Below are 15,970 nucleotides of genomic sequence, written 5' to 3'. Positions count from 1 at the left end.
ATCGTCCGGAACCGATAGCCTCTTTGTGCGTTGCAAAAATGGGCGGCTGGGGAACGCTGTCGTTGTCACACGGCCGCGAACCAGAAAAACAAATAAAAAACGGCTATCAGCTGGCCGGAGGCGAGATCACATTCCATGTCAGATTATACTGTAAACCTGCTCTGGGTTTTGCTGATCGCAAGTTTTGGCTTTTCCGCTTTTGCCATTCTCCTATCGATATCCCGCCAGCGTCGCGGCCGCGCAACGGCGGCCGCATACACGCCGAGCGAGGATGTCGCGTCGGAAGCGGCACGCAAGGTGCTGCGCGAGTTCGAAAAGAACGGCCAGTCGGCCGACGCGGCACTGGTCACGTGGTCGCCCGACACTTTGCGCAAGATCCTGGCCGACGACCTGCCGGACGCACAGGTCATCGTGGTGTCCAACCGCGAACCCTACATCCACAACATCAAGGATGACGGGGTGCAACTTTTGGTGCCGGCCAGCGGGCTGGTTTCGGCACTCGAGCCCATCACCCGCGCCTGTGCCGGCACCTGGATCGCCTATGGCGGCGGCACGGCAGACCGCCTCACCGTCGACAAGGACGACCGGGTGCAGGTGCCGCCAGGCAATCCGTCCTACACGCTGCGCAGGGTCTGGCTGACGGAGGAGGAATATCAGGGCTACTATCTGGGCTTCGCCAATGAGGGCCTATGGCCGCTTTGCCATATCGCCTTCACCCGCCCCGTGTTTCGCGCCTCGGACTGGGACGCCTACGAGGCCGTCAACCGCAAATTCGCCGATACGGTGGTTGCCGAAGCCCGCAACGAACGGCCGATCGTGCTGGTGCAGGACTACCATTTTGCGCTGCTGCCGCGCATGATTCGCCAGCGCCTGCCGGACGCGATAGTCATCACCTTCTGGCATATCCCGTGGCCCAATTCGGAAGTGTTCAGCATCTGTCCGTGGCGTGAGCGGATCCTGGAAGGACTGCTCGGCAGTTCGATCATCGGCTTTCATACCCAATTCCATGCCAACAACTTCACCGAAAGTGTCGACCGCTTTCTGGAGAGCCGGATCGAACGGGCAGACGCGGCAATCTCCTATGGTGGGCAGACCACATTGGTCCACGCCTATCCCATTTCCATAGAATGGCCGGCCCAATTGCTGGCAAAACTGCCGTCTGTGGAGGAGTGCCGCGCCAGCGTACGCGACAGATTCGGCCTGTCTGCGGATACCAAACTTTGCGTTGGCGTCGAGCGCCTCGACTACACGAAAGGCATTCTCGATCGCTTTCATGCCTTGGACGAATTGTTCACGAGATATCCCGAATGGATAGGTAAGGTGGTTTTCCTGCAGATCGCCGCGCCGAGCCGAGGGACATTGCCCGCCTACCAGCAACTCCATGACGAATGCCGTCGCTGTGCCGAGGAGCTCAACCGGCGATATGGCAGCGAGACATACAGCCCTATCCTGATGGTCGCCGAACATCATCGGCAGGAGCAGGTCTACGAGGTCTATCGCGCCGCCGACATCTGCATGGTCACCAGCCTGCATGACGGCATGAACCTTGTCGCCAAGGAATTCGTCGCGGCGCGCGACGACGAACAGGGCGTGCTTTTGCTCAGCACCTTTGCCGGCGCCTCGCGCGAATTGCTGGAAGCACTGATCGTCAACCCCTACGATGCGGCCATGATGAGCGAGGCGCTGTTGCAGGCGCTGACGATGACGCCGGATGAGCAGCGCGAGCGTTTGCGGCCGATGCGCGAGATGGTCCGCGACAACAACGTCTACCGCTGGGCCGGCAGCATGCTGCTGGATGCCGCGCGCCTGCGCAAACGCGGCGATCTCGACAGGGTGACCGGAACCGGCGAGCGCCCGCCATCGAACACCAACAACGTCATCTCGATGTTCGAGCGGGCACGGAAGGCAGCATCGTGAAAAGCTTTGAACAACCGCCGGCGTTGAACCTGCCGGCAGGGCAATGGGCGCTCTTCCTCGACATCGACGGAACCCTGCTGGAACACGCTGCCCATCCCGACGCGGTGTTCGTCGGCGAGGAATTGCGCAACCTGCTTGGACACATCGAGCGGAGGCTGGATGGTGCGGTCGCCTTCATCACCGGCCGATCGATCCCCGCCGTGGACAAGCTGTTCCATCCGCTGAAGCTGCGGATCGCCGGACTGTATGGGCTGGAGCACCGGCTGACGCCGACCGGTCCGATCGATGCCGCCGACGCGCCGGCCGACATCGCCGCCCTTGCCGACGAGATCGAGGCCGAACTGGGCAGCGGCAAGGTCTATGTCGAGCGCAAGGGGCCGGTCCTTGCCGTTCATACAAGAGCAGCACCGCAATTGCTTGCGCCCGCAATCCAGCTGGTCGAACAGGCATTGGCCCGGCTTCCGAAGGGTTATCGGGTGCTTCCGGGAAACGCCGGCGTCGAGCTCATGCCTTTGGAAGCCGTCAAAGGTGCTGCCATCCGGCGTTTTATGGACATTCCGCCCTTTATCGGCCGGCGGCCGATATTCCTCGGAGACGATACATCGGACGAACACGGTTTCGAGGCGATCAACGAAATTGGCGGCATCTCCATCCGCGTGAAGCCGAACGGACCGACGGCCGCAACCTATGCCCTCGACGACGTGACCGGCGCAGTAGCCTGGCTCGAGGCCAGTTTCGAGACGTCGGCGGTGTCCTGATCGCGCCTTGGTCCGGTTCAGCTGATCTTCCCGTCCACCATGTGAATGCGGCGATCCATTCGTGCGGCCATGTCGAGGCTTTTGAAATTGCCCGATGGAACAATAGAAGCGGCGCAACCCGGATTTGCCCGCGCTTTCCTCGAAGCAGATCCCCTGAGCCGCTGACAAGCGATCAATATCACCATCCGAATCGCCATCGCGGCAAAACTCGGCGATGAACATGGCGTCGCCGATAAGCGCGTTTCTCATTGAATGTCTTTAAGCCCAAAGCCGGCAAATCGTCTGCTTGCCGGTTCCCCAGCGTCAGGCTTAACCTGCGTGCAATGCGTGGAGGCGCGGGGTCGTAACAAGGGGAGGACATTGCAATGACCATACAAGGCGCATCACCGGACCTGTACAATGAGGATCTCGCTCCGGCGAAGGTTCGAAACTGGGGACCGTTCTCGATCTTCAACGTCTGGACGTCGGACGTCCACAGCCTGTGGGGCTACTACCTCGCGGCCAGCCTGTTCCTGTTTTGCGGCGGCTTCGTCAACTTCATCATCGCCATCGGTATCGGTTCGCTGATCATCTATGCGTTGATGAACATGGTCGCTATGCCGGCGTGAAGACCGGGGTGCCCTACCCTGTCCTGGCGCGTGCTTCCTTCGGCATCTGGGGCGCCAACATACCGGCGCTGGTGCGCGCCATCGTCGCCTGCTTTTGGTACGGCGCGCAGACGGCGGCGGCCTCCGGCGCGATCGTAGCCCTGCTGATCCGCTCGCAATGGTTCGCCGACTTCAACCAGAGCACACATTTCCTTGGCCACTCCGGGCTCGAGGTGATCTGCTTCGTCGTCATTTGGGCGCTGCAGCTCCTGATCATCCAGAAGGGCATGGAAACGGTGCGCCGCTTCCAGGATTGGGCCGGACCGGCGGTGTGGGTGATGATGCTGATCCTGGCGATCTATCTTTGCATCAAGGCAGGCACCTTCGCCTTCACCAGCGACATCCCGATGGATGTGCTGCTGGAAAAGACAAAGGACGCGGGGGTGCCGGGCACGCCGGGCTCCTGGACCTCGCTGTTTGCGGTGGCGGCGATCTGGGTGACCTATTTCTCCGCGCTCTATCTCAACTTCTGCGATTTCGCGCGCTACGCCCCGGACAAGGCATCGCTGCGCAAGGGCAACATCTGGGGCCTGCCGGTCAACCTCATTCTGTTCTCGCTGGTCGCCGGCGTCACCACGATCGCCGCCTTCGACGTCTATGGCGAGGTGCTGCTGCATCCCGACCAGATCTCGGCGAAGTTCGACAGCTGGTTCCTGGCGGCACTCGCAGCCCTGACGTTTGCGGTGGCGACGCTCGGCATCAATGTGGTGGCGAACTTCGTGTCGCCGGCTTTCGACTTCTCCAATGTCTTTCCACGCCAGATCGACTTCAAGAAGGGCGGCTACATCGCGGCGCTGATCGCGCTTGTGCTTTATCCTTTCGCGCCCTGGGAAGGCAGTGCTGCCTCCTTCGTCAACATCATTGGCGCGACGATGGGGCCGATCTTCGGCGTGATGATGGTCGACTACTACCTGATCCGGAAGGGCGAGGTCGACGTCGAGGCGCTCTACAGGGAGAATGGCGAATTCCGCTTTCAGGGCGGCTGGCATGTCAATGCCTTCATCGCCGCCGGTATCGGCGCGGTCTTCTCCTCGATCCTGCCCAACTTCACCAGCCTGCTGCCGTCATGGTGGGGCGTCTATGGCTGGTTCTTCGGAGTGGCAATTGCCGGCGTCATCTATTACGTGCTGCGCACGATGGCACTCGGTGCCGGAGCCAGGATAGCCAAGGCCTGAACGGACTAGGGGCGGCGCGAGCCACCCCGTTTATTCTGCGACTATCTCGGCAAGGCGGAGCACTGTATTCCAGTTGCGTGAGGTGCCGATGCCGAGACGTTTGTGGCTCACCGCCGCAAGCAGCCGCGAACTCGGCATCTCGCGGGAAAAGACGATCCAGATGTCGCCGCCGACAATCCGCAGCTTCTCGCCCTTGCCGACATAGGCCTCAAGCGCCGTAGCGGCGCCGGCGGGAACGGGCGCCCGCATCACGCGCACCGCCACCTGGTCCGCGGCCTCGGCCGATTCGGCTGGGAATGGATTGCCTGCCGCCAGCCTCAGCCAGCCGTCGGCGCGGCGCACGATGATGTCGACGTGGCGGCCGAAAGTCTTTGCGAACGCCGCCTCCAGCCGCTGCTCCAACGCCGCGAGTCCTGTTTCTTGCGCCTCAAAAACCAGATTGCCGCTCGCTACCAGCGTGCGCGGGTTGTTCAGCCCCAGGCCTTCGGCCATCGCCTTGAGATCGGACATGACGACCCGCCGCCCCTCGCCCAGGACAATGCTGTAGAGCAGCGCGACGTAAGTTTGCATGGGCGGCTAGTCTAGACCAGCCGCGACTGCTCTACCGCCGCTTCGATGAAGCTGGCAAACAGCGGGTGCGGATCGAGCGGCCGGCTTTTCAACTCGGGATGGTACTGCACGCCGATGAACCAGGGGTGGTCGGGATATTCGACCGTTTCCGGTAGCACGCCGTCCGGCGACATGCCGGCAAACACCAGGCCGCAATCCTCGAGCCGCTCCTTGTAGTCGACATTGACCTCGTAGCGGTGGCGATGGCGTTCGGAAATCTGCGTATCGCCATAGATCTCGGCGATCTTCGATCCCTTGGCGAGGTCGGCCTGGTAGGCACCGAGCCGCATGGTACCGCCGAGGTCGCCGGTTTCCCTGCGCTTTTCCAGCATGTTGCCCTTCAGCCATTCGGTCATCAAGCCGACGACCGGCTCCTCGGTTGGACCGAACTCGGTCGATGATGCGTGCTCGACGCCGGCCAGCGAACGCGCTGCCTCGATGCAGGCCATCTGCATGCCGAAGCAGATGCCGAAATACGGCACCTTGCGCTCGCGCGCGAACTTCGCCGCCAGGATCTTGCCCTCCGAGCCGCGCTCGCCAAAACCGCCGGGGACGAGAATGCCATGGACCTTCTCCAGCCACGGCGCCGGGTCTTCCTTCTCGAATATCTCGCTTTCGATCCAATCGAGCTTGACCTTGACCCGGTTGGCGAGGCCGCCATGCGACAGCGCCTCGATCAGCGATTTGTAGGCGTCCTTGAGGCCGGTATATTTGCCGACGACGGCAATGGTCACTTCGCCTTCCGGATTGTGGATGCGGTTGGATACCGCTTGCCACCGTTCCATGCGCGGCTTCGGCGCCGGATCGATGCCGAAGGCGGCCAGAACTTCCGAGTCGAGCCCTTCGTTGTGATAGGCCATCGGCACGTCGTAGATATGCGGCACGTCGAGCGCCTGGATGACGGCGCTTTCGCGGACATTGCAGAACAGCGACAGCTTTCTGCGCTCTTCCTTGGGGATCGGCCGGTCGGCGCGGACCAGCAGTATGTCGGGTGCAATGCCGATGCCGCGCAACTCCTTGACCGAATGCTGCGTCGGCTTGGTCTTCAGTTCGCCCGCTGTCGGAATGTAAGGCATCAAGGTCAGGTGGACGTAGACGGCGTTGTTGCGCGGCAGGTCGTTGCCGAGCTGGCGGATCGCCTCCAGGAACGGCATCGCTTCGATGTCGCCGACGGTGCCGCCGATCTCGCACAGCACGAAATCGTAGTCGTCATTGCCGTTGAGAACGAAGTTCTTGATCTCGTCGGTGACGTGCGGAATGACCTGCACGGTGGCGCCGAGATAGTCGCCGCGCCGCTCGCGCTCGATGATGTTCTTATAGATGCGGCCGGTGGTGATGTTGTCCTGCTGGTTGGCCGAGCGGCCTGTGAAGCGCTCATAATGGCCAAGATCGAGATCGGTCTCGGCCCCATCATCGGTCACGAAGACTTCGCCGTGCTGGTAGGGCGACATCGTGCCGGGATCGACGTTGAGATAGGGATCGAGCTTTTTGATGCGTGCGCGATAGCCCCGCGCCTGCAAGAGAGCCCCAAGGGCCGCTGCAGCAATGCCTTTTCCAAGTGAGGAAACCACGCCGCCTGTGATGAATACATATCGCGCCATGGGAGTCATCGCTTAACGCGGCTGAATTGATTCCGCCAGAGAAAAAACCGCCGCGAAGGCTTTTTCCCAAGAAGGCGCTCTGGTCGTTGGCGTATCAAAACAAAAGGGCCGGCGAGGCCGGCCATTTTGGCACGATCTGTCAAAGCGTCAGATGATGACGACTTTGGTGCCTACTTTCACCCGGCGGTAAAGGTCCATGACGTGCTCGTTGATCATGCGGAAGCAGCCATTGGAGGCGCTGGTTCCGATCGACTGCGGCGCAATGGTGCCGTGAATGCGCAGGTGAGTATCTTTCTTGCCGTCGTAGAGATAGATGGCGCGCGCACCGAGCGGATTGTCGCCGCCGCCGGGCATGCCGTCCTTGTATTGCCCATAGTGCTTGGGTTCGCGCTTTTGCATATCCAGCGTCGGAATCCAGCGCGGCCATTCCTGCTTGTCGCCGACGGCAACCGTACCCTTGAACTGCAGGCCTTCCCGGCCGACCGCGATGGCATAACGGCGGGCGGTTGACGATGATTCGACGAGGTAGAGACGACGGGCGCTGGTATCGATTACGATGGTGCCGGGGTTGTAGCCGGTGAATTCGACCTCCTGCGGCACGAATTCCGGCTTGACCTTGAACTGCCGCTTGGCCTGTTTCCTTTCGAGCGCGGCGTCGAGCGCGCGTGTTTCCGGAAGCAGCGACATCGACGAAGAGGATGTGCCGCCGAACAGTCCCGCGAACAGCCCGACGCTCTGCGGCTTCTGCCCGACCGGTTCGCTGCGCAACTCGCCATTGTTGCCGGTCAGCGCAACGTTCATGGCCTCGGCCGGGATCGGCTCGGCCGACTGGATCGGCGCAATGGGCGTAATCGGTTCGATGATGTTGACGGTCTTCTTCTTGGCCGGCGTGGCGTCAGCCACCTTGGCCGTCGCGAGCGGCTGGCTCTTCTTGGCAAGGAATGCCTGCCGTTCCGCATCGGCTTTGGCTTTCGCCGCCTCGCGCATCGCCAGCTTCCTGGCTTCGAGTGCCTTGGCGCGAGCGGCTTCCTTGTCGGCTGCGATCTTGGCTTCGATCTTGCGAATCTGCGCAAGGTCGTCCGGCGTCGGATCTTTCTTCTTTTTGAGAAGCTTCAATTGCGCCGCATCGCTTTTGGCAGCGACGTTGACGAGGTCGGTTGTTGTTGCGGCTTTATGGGCCGAATTTGCCGTCGGCATGGCCGCGTAAGCGGGCGCACCTAGGCTGAGCACGGCACAAAGGCCGGCAAAAATGAAGCTGCGAAGCTGCATGGGGAAGATCCGATCGTTCAATGCTTGTTGCCCACGGCGTCGCCCGGCGCCCCCCAAGGACGCCGAGAATGCCGCGTGCAACGTATAATCGATTAGCCGGAAGCGCCTCAAGCGTGAGGCGCGGTCGAATCTTCTTGATCGTGCGGCATTTGCCGCGACTGTGTTCAAACGACAACAGATCGCGGCATAAGTTGCCCGATTACTGGTTGGGGACCTGCGGCGTGGCCGGCGCTGTGGCGCCGTTTGTCGCTGGCGGCGTCGCCGGAGCGGTTGCCGGCGGCGTCGTTGCCGCACCATTGCCGGACGGCGGGGTCGGCGCCGTGGTGCCCGAAGGCGGCGTCGGCGTCGTGGTTCCGGGCAATTGGTTGAGTACGCCCTTGCCGTCCGAGGTTGCCGGCACGCGATCGAGAATGTCGATCGGCTTCTCGCCATAGCGCGCGACAATCGACAGTGTCAGCGAAGTGACGAAGAAAGCCGCGGCCAGGATCGCCGTCGCCCGCGTCAGCGCATTGGCGGCGCCTCGCGCAGTCATGAAGCCCGATCCGCCGCCGATGCCGAGGCCGCCGCCTTCGGAGCGCTGCAGCAGCACCACGCCGACAAGCGCGAGCACGACCATGAGGTGGACGACGATCAGTACGGTTTCCATAATTTATCCTGGCAAGGCCTTGCGCGGCCGCTGATTTGGAGGCGGCTCAATACAATGCTTTGACGGCATTTCCAAGCCCGTGGCCGGAATATGGGGAGCAATGCGTCCTTTGCAACGATTTCGGCGCCGGCCGTCGCTCAAATCCAACAAGCTGTCCCGGTATCAAGCGATGTTTCGATAGGCTTCCGCGATGCCGAGGAAGTCCGCTGCCTTCAGGCTGGCGCCGCCGACCAGCGCGCCGTCGACATTCCTGACGCCGAGCAGCTCGACGGCGTTGGACGGCTTGACCGAGCCGCCGTAGAGAATGCGCATCTTGGCCGCCGTATTGCCAAGCTTCCGCACCAGTTCTTCGCGGATATGGGCATGTGCCTCGGCGACGTCGGCGGCAGTCGGCGTCAAGCCGGTGCCGATCGCCCATATTGGCTCATAGGCAATTACAGTGTTGGACGCCGTGGCGTTTGGCGGGACCGAGCCAGAGACCTGGCGCGACAGCACGTCGAGCGTGGCTCCTGCTTCGCGTTCGGCTCTTGTCTCACCAATGCAGATGATGGCCACCAGCCCGGCGCGCCATGCAGCGGAGGCCTTGGCCTGCACAATGGCATCGTCTTCCTTGCGATCGGCGCGGCATTCGGAATGGCCGACGATGACATGGCTGGCACCTGCATCCTTCAGCATCTCGGCCGAAATGCAGCCGGTATAGGCGCCGCTTTCCTCGGTGTGGCAATCCTCTCCGCCGGCCCGCACCGGCGTGCGCGACAGAATCTCGGCGGCGTGCGCAAGCAAGGTCGCCGGCACGCAGACCACCGCTTCGGTCTCTGCGTCGAGCCCGCTCATGAAGCCGTTGCCGATCATCCTGAGCTCGTTGAGCGAGGCGCTGGTGCCGTTCATTTTCCAGTTGCCAGCGACGAGCGGGCGGATTCCAGGCGTCATGGGATTTGTTCTCCGGGCAATTTCCAGCTGGCCCTCACTATCAAAATCAGGCCACAAAGCAATCGACAGTGGGCAGGAAGGGCGCTATTGCGCTTGTTTCAGACTCGGCGCATGCGAAATGCGCAAAAATCGGAAGTACTCATGCTTGGTATGTTGAGAAGTGCGGCGGGGACCTGGGTCGCGAAACTGCTGCTGTCATTGTTGGTGTTGAGCTTCGCCATCTGGGGCATCTCGGGGCGGCTGATGGGCGGTCTTGCCGGCCATGACGCCGTGATTACGGCCGGAGGCACCAAGGTCTCGATCAACGAATACCGCCTCGCCCACGATCGCCAGCTCAGCGTCATGTCGCAGCAATTCGGCCAGCGCATCAGCCGTGAGCAGGCGACGGCGCTCGGCATCGACAACCAGGTGCTGGGGCAACTCGTGTCGGGCGCCGTCCTCGACGAGCAGGCCCGCAAGCTCGGCCTCGGCCTGTCCAAGGACCGGCTCGCCGAACTGACGCGTGAAGACCCGGCGTTCAAAGGGCCTGCCGGAACCTTCGACAGGAGAACCTTCGAGTACCTGCTTCGGCAGATCGGCATGCGGCCGGAAGACTATTTGAAGAACCGCGCCCAGGTCGCGGTCCGCCAGCAGATCGTCGAGGCGGTTTCGGATGGCCTCAAGGCTCCGGATACGTTCTTCAAGGCGGTCGCGCTCTATCGCGGCGAAGATCGCACCATCGATTACCTGACCTTGCCGAAATCGCTTGTCGAGCCGATAGAAGCGCCGTCCGACAGCGTGCTTTCGGCCTATTTCGGGGAAAACAAGAAGACCTACGCCGCGCCCGAATACCGTAAGTTCTCCTATGTCAGGCTCGAACCGGAAGACATCATGGATTTGAGCGCGGTGACCGACCAACAGGTCAGCGACGACTACAACAAGAACAAGGCGCGCTACACCACGCCGGAGATGCGCACCATCGAGCAGCTTGTATTCAAGACGCCTGATGCCGCAAAGGCGGCGCTCGATTCGCTCAGGACCGGCGCGACCTTCGACAAGATCGTCGCCGCCGAAGGCAAGACGCCGGCCGACACGCTGCTCGGCACGCTGGCCAAGGACAAGATCGCCGACAAGGCGGTTGCCGATGCTGCCTTCAAGCTCAACGTCAATGAAGTCAGCCCGGTCGTGCAAGGCGCCTTTGGCCCCGTTCTGCTGCGCGTCACCGAGATCAAGCCGGAAGTGGTGAAGCCGCTGGCCGAAGTATCCGAGCAGATCCGCAAGGATCTGGCACTGGGCGAGGCAAGCCGCATCTTGCTGGACGTGCACGACAATTACGAGGATACGCGCGCCTCCGGCAGTTCGCTCGCCGAGGCAGCTGCCAAATTGAAGCTGAAGGTCGTCACCATCGACGCCATCGACCGCACCGGCCAACGGCCGGATGGAAGCATCGTCAAAGACCTGCCGGAATCGCCGGCACTCATCAAGGCGGTGTTCGAATCCGAACCCGGAACCGACAATGAAGGCCTCACCACCGCCGATAACGGCTTCGTCTTCTACGACGTGAGCGCGATCACGCCGGCCCGCGACCGCACGCTGGACGAAGTCCGCCAGAAGGTCGTGGCCGACTGGACCGCGGCGGAGACCACCAAACGGCTTACCGCAAAGGCACAAGAGCTCGAGAAGCGTCTCAAGGCCGGCGCCACGCTCGAGGTGATCGCCGGTGAGCTCAAGCTCGAAAAGCAGACCAAGCGCGGCGTCAAGCGCGATGCTGACGACGTCGATTTCGGCAAGGAAGGGGCCGCCGCGATGTTCGGCGTCGGCGAAGGCGGCACCGGGCTGATCCCCTCGCCTACGGGCGACGGACAGATCCTGTTCAAGGTTGCCGAGGTGTTCGAGCCTGCCGGGGCCGATGCCAGCTCAGTACCCCAGGACGCGCAGAAATCCTTCACCTCCGGTTTGTCCGACGACCTGCTCGACCAGTTGGTGGCGCAGTTGCAGACGCAATATGACGTCCGCATCGATCAAACGGCCGTAACCCAAGCCCTGGCCAGATGAGCGCGCTGAAGATCCACATCGCCAAGGTCGCCGCCGGCAGCGCTCTTTCGTTCGAGGAGGCGCGCGAGGCCTTCGACATCATCATGTCCGGCGATGCCACCCCCGGCCAGATCGGCGGCTTTCTGATGGCATTGCGCGTGCGCGGTGAGACCGTCAGCGAGATCGCCGGCGCCGTCGCCACCATGCGCGCCAAGATGCTGCGCGTCGAAGCCCCCGAAGGCGCCATCGACATTGTCGGCACCGGCGGCGACAATTCGCACAGCGTCAACATTTCGACTGCATCCGCCTTCGTCATCGCCGGCAGCGGCGTGCCCGTCGCCAAGCACGGCAATCGCGGACTGTCCTCGCTGACCGGCGCCGCCGATGTGCTGGTCGCATTGGGCGTCAAGATCGACATCCCTCCGGAGACGATCGGCCGCTGTATTCACGAGGCCGGAGTTGGCTTCATGTTCGCACCGGCGCATCACCCGGCGATGAAGCATGTCGGCCCGACCCGGGTCGAGCTCGGCACCCGCACCATCTTCAACCTGCTGGGCCCGCTTTCCAATCCGGCCAGTGTCAGACGGCAGATGGTCGGTGTGTTCCTGCCGGAATGGATCATGCCGGTGGCAGAAACGTTGAAGGAGCTTGGTGCTGACCATGCCTGGGTCGTGCATGGCGACGGCTATGACGAGATCACCACCACCGGCGAGACGCAGGTCGCCGAATTGGCCGGCGGCGAGATACGCAGCTTTACGCTGACCCCTGAAGCAGTCGGGCTGACGCGTCACACCAAGGACGAGTTGCGCGGCGGCGACGCCGCCCACAATGCCCAGGCAATGCGCGACATGCTGGGCGGCGCCGCCGGCGCCTTTCGCGATACGGTGCTGATGAATGCCGGCGCCGGGCTGGTGGTGGCCGGCAAGGCGACGACACTTGCCGACGGCATGGTGACGGCAACGCAGGCCATCGACAGCGGCCGCGCGCTAAAAGTGCTCGACAGGCTGGTCGAGATTTCGAACGGTTAAAACTATGTCCGACATCCTGCGCAAGATCGAGGCTTACAAGCGCGACGAGATCGCGGCGGCCAAAGCGCAAGTGCCGTTTGCCGAGATCAAGGCACGGGCGATGAATGCCGACGCGCCGCGCGGCTTTCTTTCCGCCCTTGAGGCAAAGCGCAAATCCGGCAGGTTCGCGCTGATTGCCGAAATCAAGAAGGCTAGCCCGTCCAAAGGCCTGATCCGCGCCGATTTCGATCCGCCGGCGCTGGCCAGGGCCTATGCGGAAGGCGGTGCCGCCTGTCTTTCGGTGCTGACCGACGCACCCTCCTTCCAGGGGGCGCCCGAATTCCTCACCACTGCGCGCGCTGCCGTCGAGCTGCCTGCCTTGCGCAAGGATTTCCTGTTCGACCCCTATCAGGTCCACGAGGCCAGGGCCTGGGGCGCCGATGCCATCCTGATCATCATGGCCAGCGTCGACGACGCGCTGGCAAGAGAACTCGAAGCGACAGCTTTCGAGCTGGGCATGGACGCGCTGGTCGAAGTGCATGACGAGGCGGAAATGGAACGTGCGCTGCGGCTGTCATCGCGGCTGATCGGCATCAACAACCGCAATCTCCGGACCTTCGAAACCAGCCTCGAGACCTCGGAACGGCTGGTAGCGATGGTGCCGGCCGGCCGCCTTCTGGTCAGTGAGAGCGGGATCTTTTCGCATGACGATTGCCGCCGGCTGGAGCGGAGCGGCATCGCTACTTTCCTGGTTGGTGAGAGCCTGATGCGTCAGCAGGACGTGGCCGCTGCAACGCGCCTGCTTTTGACGGGCAAGGCCCCGGCAGAGGCGATCTGACGATGGCGGCCGCCCTCACCCATCTTGGCGCGCAGGGCGAAGCCAACATGGTCGATGTCGGCGACAAGGCTGAGACGGTGCGCACGGCAGTCGCCGAGGGCTTCGTGTCGATGCGGTCCGAGACGCTGGACATGATCCTCGCCGGCGATGCCAAGAAGGGCGACGTGCTCGGCACCGCGCGCATTGCCGGCATCATGGCGGCCAAGAAAACGCATGAACTGATCCCGCTTTGCCATCCGCTGCTGCTGACCAGGATATCTGTCGATATCGAGCCGGACGCAGCTTTGCCCGGCCTGAAGGTGACAGCATTGACCCGCGTCACCGGCAAGACCGGCGTTGAAATGGAGGCCCTGAGCGCCGTCTCGGTCGCTTGCCTGACCATCTACGACATGGCCAAGGCGGTCGACCGCGCCATGGTCATCTCCGGCATCAGGCTGGTTGAAAAGACCGGCGGCAAATCCGGCGACTACAAGATCACCGGAGATGGGGCCACCGAGGCAGGCCGCTAATGGCGCTGGTCCCAGTTGCCGAGGCGCTCGAGCGCCTGCTGGACGGCGCAGCAGCGCTGCCGGGCGAACGCGTCGCGCTGCTGGATGCCGCCGACCGCGTGCTGGCGGAGCCTGTTGTGGCGCTCCGCACCCAGCCGCCGTTCAACGCCTCCGCCATGGACGGCTATGCCGTGCGGGCGGCCGATATCGCGTCCGTACCAGCAAGGCTTTCGGTGGTCGGCGTGGCGCCGGCCGGACGCGGCTTTACCGGATCGGTGCAGCAGCGGCAGGCCGTGCGCATCTTTACCGGCGCGCCGCTTCCCGAAGGCGCCGACACCGTCGTCATCCAGGAGAACGTCCGCGATCTCGGCGGCGGCAGCGTCGAAGTGACGGAGCCGACGGTGCAGGGGCGAAACATCCGCCGCCTCGGGCTCGATTTCGCCAAGGGCGATGTCCTACTGCCCAACGGCCGCCTGCTCGATCCGGCGGCCTTGTCGCTGGCGGCATCGGCCAACCACCCCGAGGTCGGCGTGGTCAAGCGGCCGGTGGTCGCCATTATCGCCACCGGCGACGAATTGCTGCCGCCGGGCAGCGAGCTTGGCCCCGACCAGATCATCTCCTCCAACGCCTATGGTGTCGCCGCTGCCGCACAGTCGGTCGGTGCGCGCGCGCTCGACCTTGGCATCGCGCCGGACCGCAGGGAGGCGATCGCTGCGCTGGTGGAAAAGGCCGTGAAGGTTGGCGCGAATGTCATCGTCACGCTGGGCGGTGCCTCGGTCGGTGACCACGACTTCGTCCATGACGTGCTGACCGGGCAAGGCATGACGCTCGATTTCTGGAAGATCGCCATGCGGCCGGGCAAGCCGCTGATGTTCGGGCGGCTGGGCGACATTCGCTGCATCGGCCTGCCCGGCAATCCGGTGGCGAGTCTGGTCTGCACTCAGCTCTTCCTGAAGCCGCTGCTGGCGCGGCTCGGCGGCCGCGCCTTTCAGCAGGATATACGTCGGGCACGGCTCGGTGCTGCCATGCCGGCCAACGATCTCAGGCAAGATTATGTGCGGGCTGTTGTCACAGACGACGCCGGTACGCTCGTGGCGACGCCGTTCGGCATCCAGGACTCCTCGATGCTGAAAATGCTGGCCGATGCCAACGGGCTGATCGTCCGCGCGCCGTTCGCGCCCGCCGCGGCGGCGGGCTCCCTCTGCGACGTGCTGATGCTACGCTGAACCTGCCTCACTCCGAGATCAAGGTCCGGGTCAGCGGATGGTCTGGATCGGCCAAACCGTCGATGATGTTGAAATGATGCCGGTCAGGCTCGACCACCGAGCTGGTCGCGGCACCCAGGCCGATCCAGATGTTGGCCAGCAACGCGCTCTGGCGCAGGAATTCGGCGCGCTCGCCGCCGCCGGCCCAGCAGGTCAGGCGGGCCTTGTCCATCGGGCGCAGCAGCACCGGACTTTCGGCCTGCGCCTCGGCCTCATCGATCGCCAGCGTCTCGTTCATGCCGGTGCGCATGATCGGGCGCAAATCATGCACCCCCGAGATCGACAGCACATGACGAACGCGCCGGACCACTTCGGGCGCCAGCGGCGTCGTCGCCGTAACCATCCGGCTAACAAGATGGCCGCCGGCCGAGTGTCCGGTCAGCATCAGCGGCCCTGCGACCATCGCCGCCGCCTTGCCGATCGCCGCGCCGACTTCTTTGACGATGCCGCCAATGCGTATCTGCGGACAGAGAGTGTAGGACGGCATCGCCACCGCATAGCCGCGATCAACAGGGCCAGTGGCAAGATGCGACCAGAAACTCTTGTCGAATGCCATCCAATAGCCGCCATGAACGAACACCACGAGTCCCTTGGGCTTGATGGCCGGCAGGAAAAGATCGAGCCGGTTGCGTGGGTTATCGCCATAGGCCATGTCGAGCCGCGCCCTGCCCTCGGTCGAAAGCACGTTGCGGAAAACCCGCGCGGGCTCGATCCAGGCCGCCGGCCAGCGATCGCTGCCGGCTATGTTGGCGCCGTTGGTATAGGCGTTGTCCCAATCGGCAATGTGACGTTCGAACACCCTGCGCC

Annotated in this window: 13 protein-coding genes and 1 pseudogene; 8 read left to right on the top strand and 6 right to left on the bottom strand. The window is 63.2% G+C overall.

Annotated features, from left to right (window positions below):
- Window positions 1-135: 135 nt before the first annotated feature.
- From NKH13_RS31175 to NKH13_RS31165, 3 genes and pseudogenes are all read left to right on the top strand, one after another.
- Window positions 136-1,917, top strand: coding sequence for an alpha,alpha-trehalose-phosphate synthase (UDP-forming) (locus NKH13_RS31175; protein WP_352466252.1), 1,782 nt, complete (start codon window positions 136-138; stop codon window positions 1,915-1,917).
- Window positions 1,914-2,675, top strand: coding sequence for a trehalose-phosphatase (otsB, locus tag NKH13_RS31170; protein ID WP_352721460.1), 762 nt, complete (start codon window positions 1,914-1,916; stop codon window positions 2,673-2,675). Before NKH13_RS31175 ends, otsB begins: the two co-directional genes overlap by 4 nt.
- A 365-nt stretch (window positions 2,676-3,040) precedes the next feature.
- Window positions 3,041-4,497, top strand: a pseudogene (locus tag NKH13_RS31165) (NCS1 family nucleobase:cation symporter-1).
- Window positions 4,498-4,527: 30 nt separating this feature from the next.
- On the opposite strand, the gene NKH13_RS31160 reads toward NKH13_RS31165, so the two are convergent.
- From NKH13_RS31160 to tpiA, 5 genes are all read right to left on the bottom strand, one after another.
- On the bottom strand, window positions 4,528-5,067 hold the full coding sequence (locus NKH13_RS31160; RefSeq protein WP_352721462.1) for a DUF1697 domain-containing protein: 540 nt from the start codon (window positions 5,065-5,067) through the stop codon (window positions 4,528-4,530).
- Window positions 5,068-5,078: 11 nt separating this feature from the next.
- A complete protein-coding gene (gene pyrG, locus NKH13_RS31155) occupies window positions 5,079-6,707 on the bottom strand; it encodes a CTP synthase (protein WP_352448839.1) in 1,629 nt (542 codons plus the stop codon).
- Between the two features lie 147 nt (window positions 6,708-6,854).
- On the bottom strand, window positions 6,855-7,976 hold the full coding sequence (locus NKH13_RS31150) for a L,D-transpeptidase (RefSeq protein ID WP_352721464.1): 1,122 nt from the start codon (window positions 7,974-7,976) through the stop codon (window positions 6,855-6,857).
- Window positions 7,977-8,175: 199 nt separating this feature from the next.
- Window positions 8,176-8,622: a preprotein translocase subunit SecG gene (secG, locus tag NKH13_RS31145; protein WP_352466256.1), complete on the bottom strand. Its 447-nt coding sequence runs from the start codon at window positions 8,620-8,622 to the stop codon at window positions 8,176-8,178.
- Between the two features lie 162 nt (window positions 8,623-8,784).
- Window positions 8,785-9,552, bottom strand: coding sequence for a triose-phosphate isomerase (gene tpiA, locus NKH13_RS31140; RefSeq protein WP_352721466.1), 768 nt, complete (start codon window positions 9,550-9,552; stop codon window positions 8,785-8,787).
- A 141-nt stretch (window positions 9,553-9,693) separates the two neighbouring features.
- Between tpiA and NKH13_RS31135 the strand changes: the two genes are divergently transcribed.
- From NKH13_RS31135 to NKH13_RS31115, 5 genes are read left to right on the top strand one after another with little or no spacing between them, the layout of a single operon-like run.
- Window positions 9,694-11,586 (top strand): SurA N-terminal domain-containing protein, encoded by a 1,893-nt coding sequence (locus NKH13_RS31135; RefSeq protein WP_352721468.1) that lies wholly within the window; start codon window positions 9,694-9,696, stop codon window positions 11,584-11,586.
- The gene (gene trpD, locus NKH13_RS31130; protein WP_352916658.1) at window positions 11,583-12,593 is read left to right on the top strand and encodes an anthranilate phosphoribosyltransferase; all 1,011 of its coding nucleotides are present in this window, start codon (window positions 11,583-11,585) and stop codon (window positions 12,591-12,593) included. Before NKH13_RS31135 ends, trpD begins: the two co-directional genes overlap by 4 nt.
- A 4-nt stretch (window positions 12,594-12,597) precedes the next feature.
- Window positions 12,598-13,410, top strand: coding sequence for an indole-3-glycerol phosphate synthase TrpC (gene trpC / locus NKH13_RS31125; RefSeq protein WP_352721472.1), 813 nt, complete (start codon window positions 12,598-12,600; stop codon window positions 13,408-13,410).
- A 2-nt stretch (window positions 13,411-13,412) separates the two neighbouring features.
- The gene (moaC, locus tag NKH13_RS31120) at window positions 13,413-13,919 is read left to right on the top strand and encodes a cyclic pyranopterin monophosphate synthase MoaC (RefSeq protein WP_352721474.1); all 507 of its coding nucleotides are present in this window, start codon (window positions 13,413-13,415) and stop codon (window positions 13,917-13,919) included.
- Window positions 13,919-15,124, top strand: coding sequence for a molybdopterin molybdotransferase MoeA (locus NKH13_RS31115; protein WP_352721476.1), 1,206 nt, complete (start codon window positions 13,919-13,921; stop codon window positions 15,122-15,124). Before moaC ends, NKH13_RS31115 begins: the two co-directional genes overlap by 1 nt.
- A 7-nt stretch (window positions 15,125-15,131) precedes the next feature.
- On the opposite strand, the gene NKH13_RS31110 is transcribed toward NKH13_RS31115, so the two are convergent.
- Window positions 15,132-15,962: a hormone-sensitive lipase gene (locus tag NKH13_RS31110; RefSeq protein ID WP_352721477.1), complete on the bottom strand. Its 831-nt coding sequence runs from the start codon at window positions 15,960-15,962 to the stop codon at window positions 15,132-15,134.
- Window positions 15,963-15,970 lie beyond the last annotated feature (8 nt).

The sequence above is a fragment of the Mesorhizobium sp. M1348 genome (assembly GCF_040317925.1).
GTDB lineage: Bacteria > Pseudomonadota > Alphaproteobacteria > Rhizobiales > Rhizobiaceae > Mesorhizobium.
The sequence above is the reverse complement of the archived record's forward strand: the minus strand, read 5'-3'. Positions and strand labels throughout refer to the sequence as shown.

Bases quoted from the DNA above. Each gene is read 5' to 3' on its own strand.
- trpD (WP_352916658.1), top strand. From the start codon at position 11,583: ATGAGCGCGCTGAAGATCCACATCGCCAAGGTCGCCGCCGGCAGCGCT.
- trpC (WP_352721472.1), top strand. From the start codon at position 12,598: ATGTCCGACATCCTGCGCAAGATCGAGGCTTACAAGCGCGACGAGATC.
- NKH13_RS31135 (WP_352721468.1), top strand. From the start codon at position 9,694: ATGCTTGGTATGTTGAGAAGTGCGGCGGGGACCTGGGTCGCGAAACTG.
- NKH13_RS31175 (WP_352466252.1), top strand. From the start codon at position 136: ATGTCAGATTATACTGTAAACCTGCTCTGGGTTTTGCTGATCGCAAGT.
- NKH13_RS31115 (WP_352721476.1), top strand. From the start codon at position 13,919: ATGGCGCTGGTCCCAGTTGCCGAGGCGCTCGAGCGCCTGCTGGACGGC.
- moaC (WP_352721474.1), top strand. From the start codon at position 13,413: ATGGCGGCCGCCCTCACCCATCTTGGCGCGCAGGGCGAAGCCAACATG.
- tpiA (WP_352721466.1), bottom strand. From the start codon at position 9,552: ATGACGCCTGGAATCCGCCCGCTCGTCGCTGGCAACTGGAAAATGAAC.
- secG (WP_352466256.1), bottom strand. From the start codon at position 8,622: ATGGAAACCGTACTGATCGTCGTCCACCTCATGGTCGTGCTCGCGCTT.
- NKH13_RS31160 (WP_352721462.1), bottom strand. From the start codon at position 5,067: ATGCAAACTTACGTCGCGCTGCTCTACAGCATTGTCCTGGGCGAGGGG.
- pyrG (WP_352448839.1), bottom strand. From the start codon at position 6,707: ATGGCGCGATATGTATTCATCACAGGCGGCGTGGTTTCCTCACTTGGA.
- NKH13_RS31150 (WP_352721464.1), bottom strand. From the start codon at position 7,976: ATGCAGCTTCGCAGCTTCATTTTTGCCGGCCTTTGTGCCGTGCTCAGC.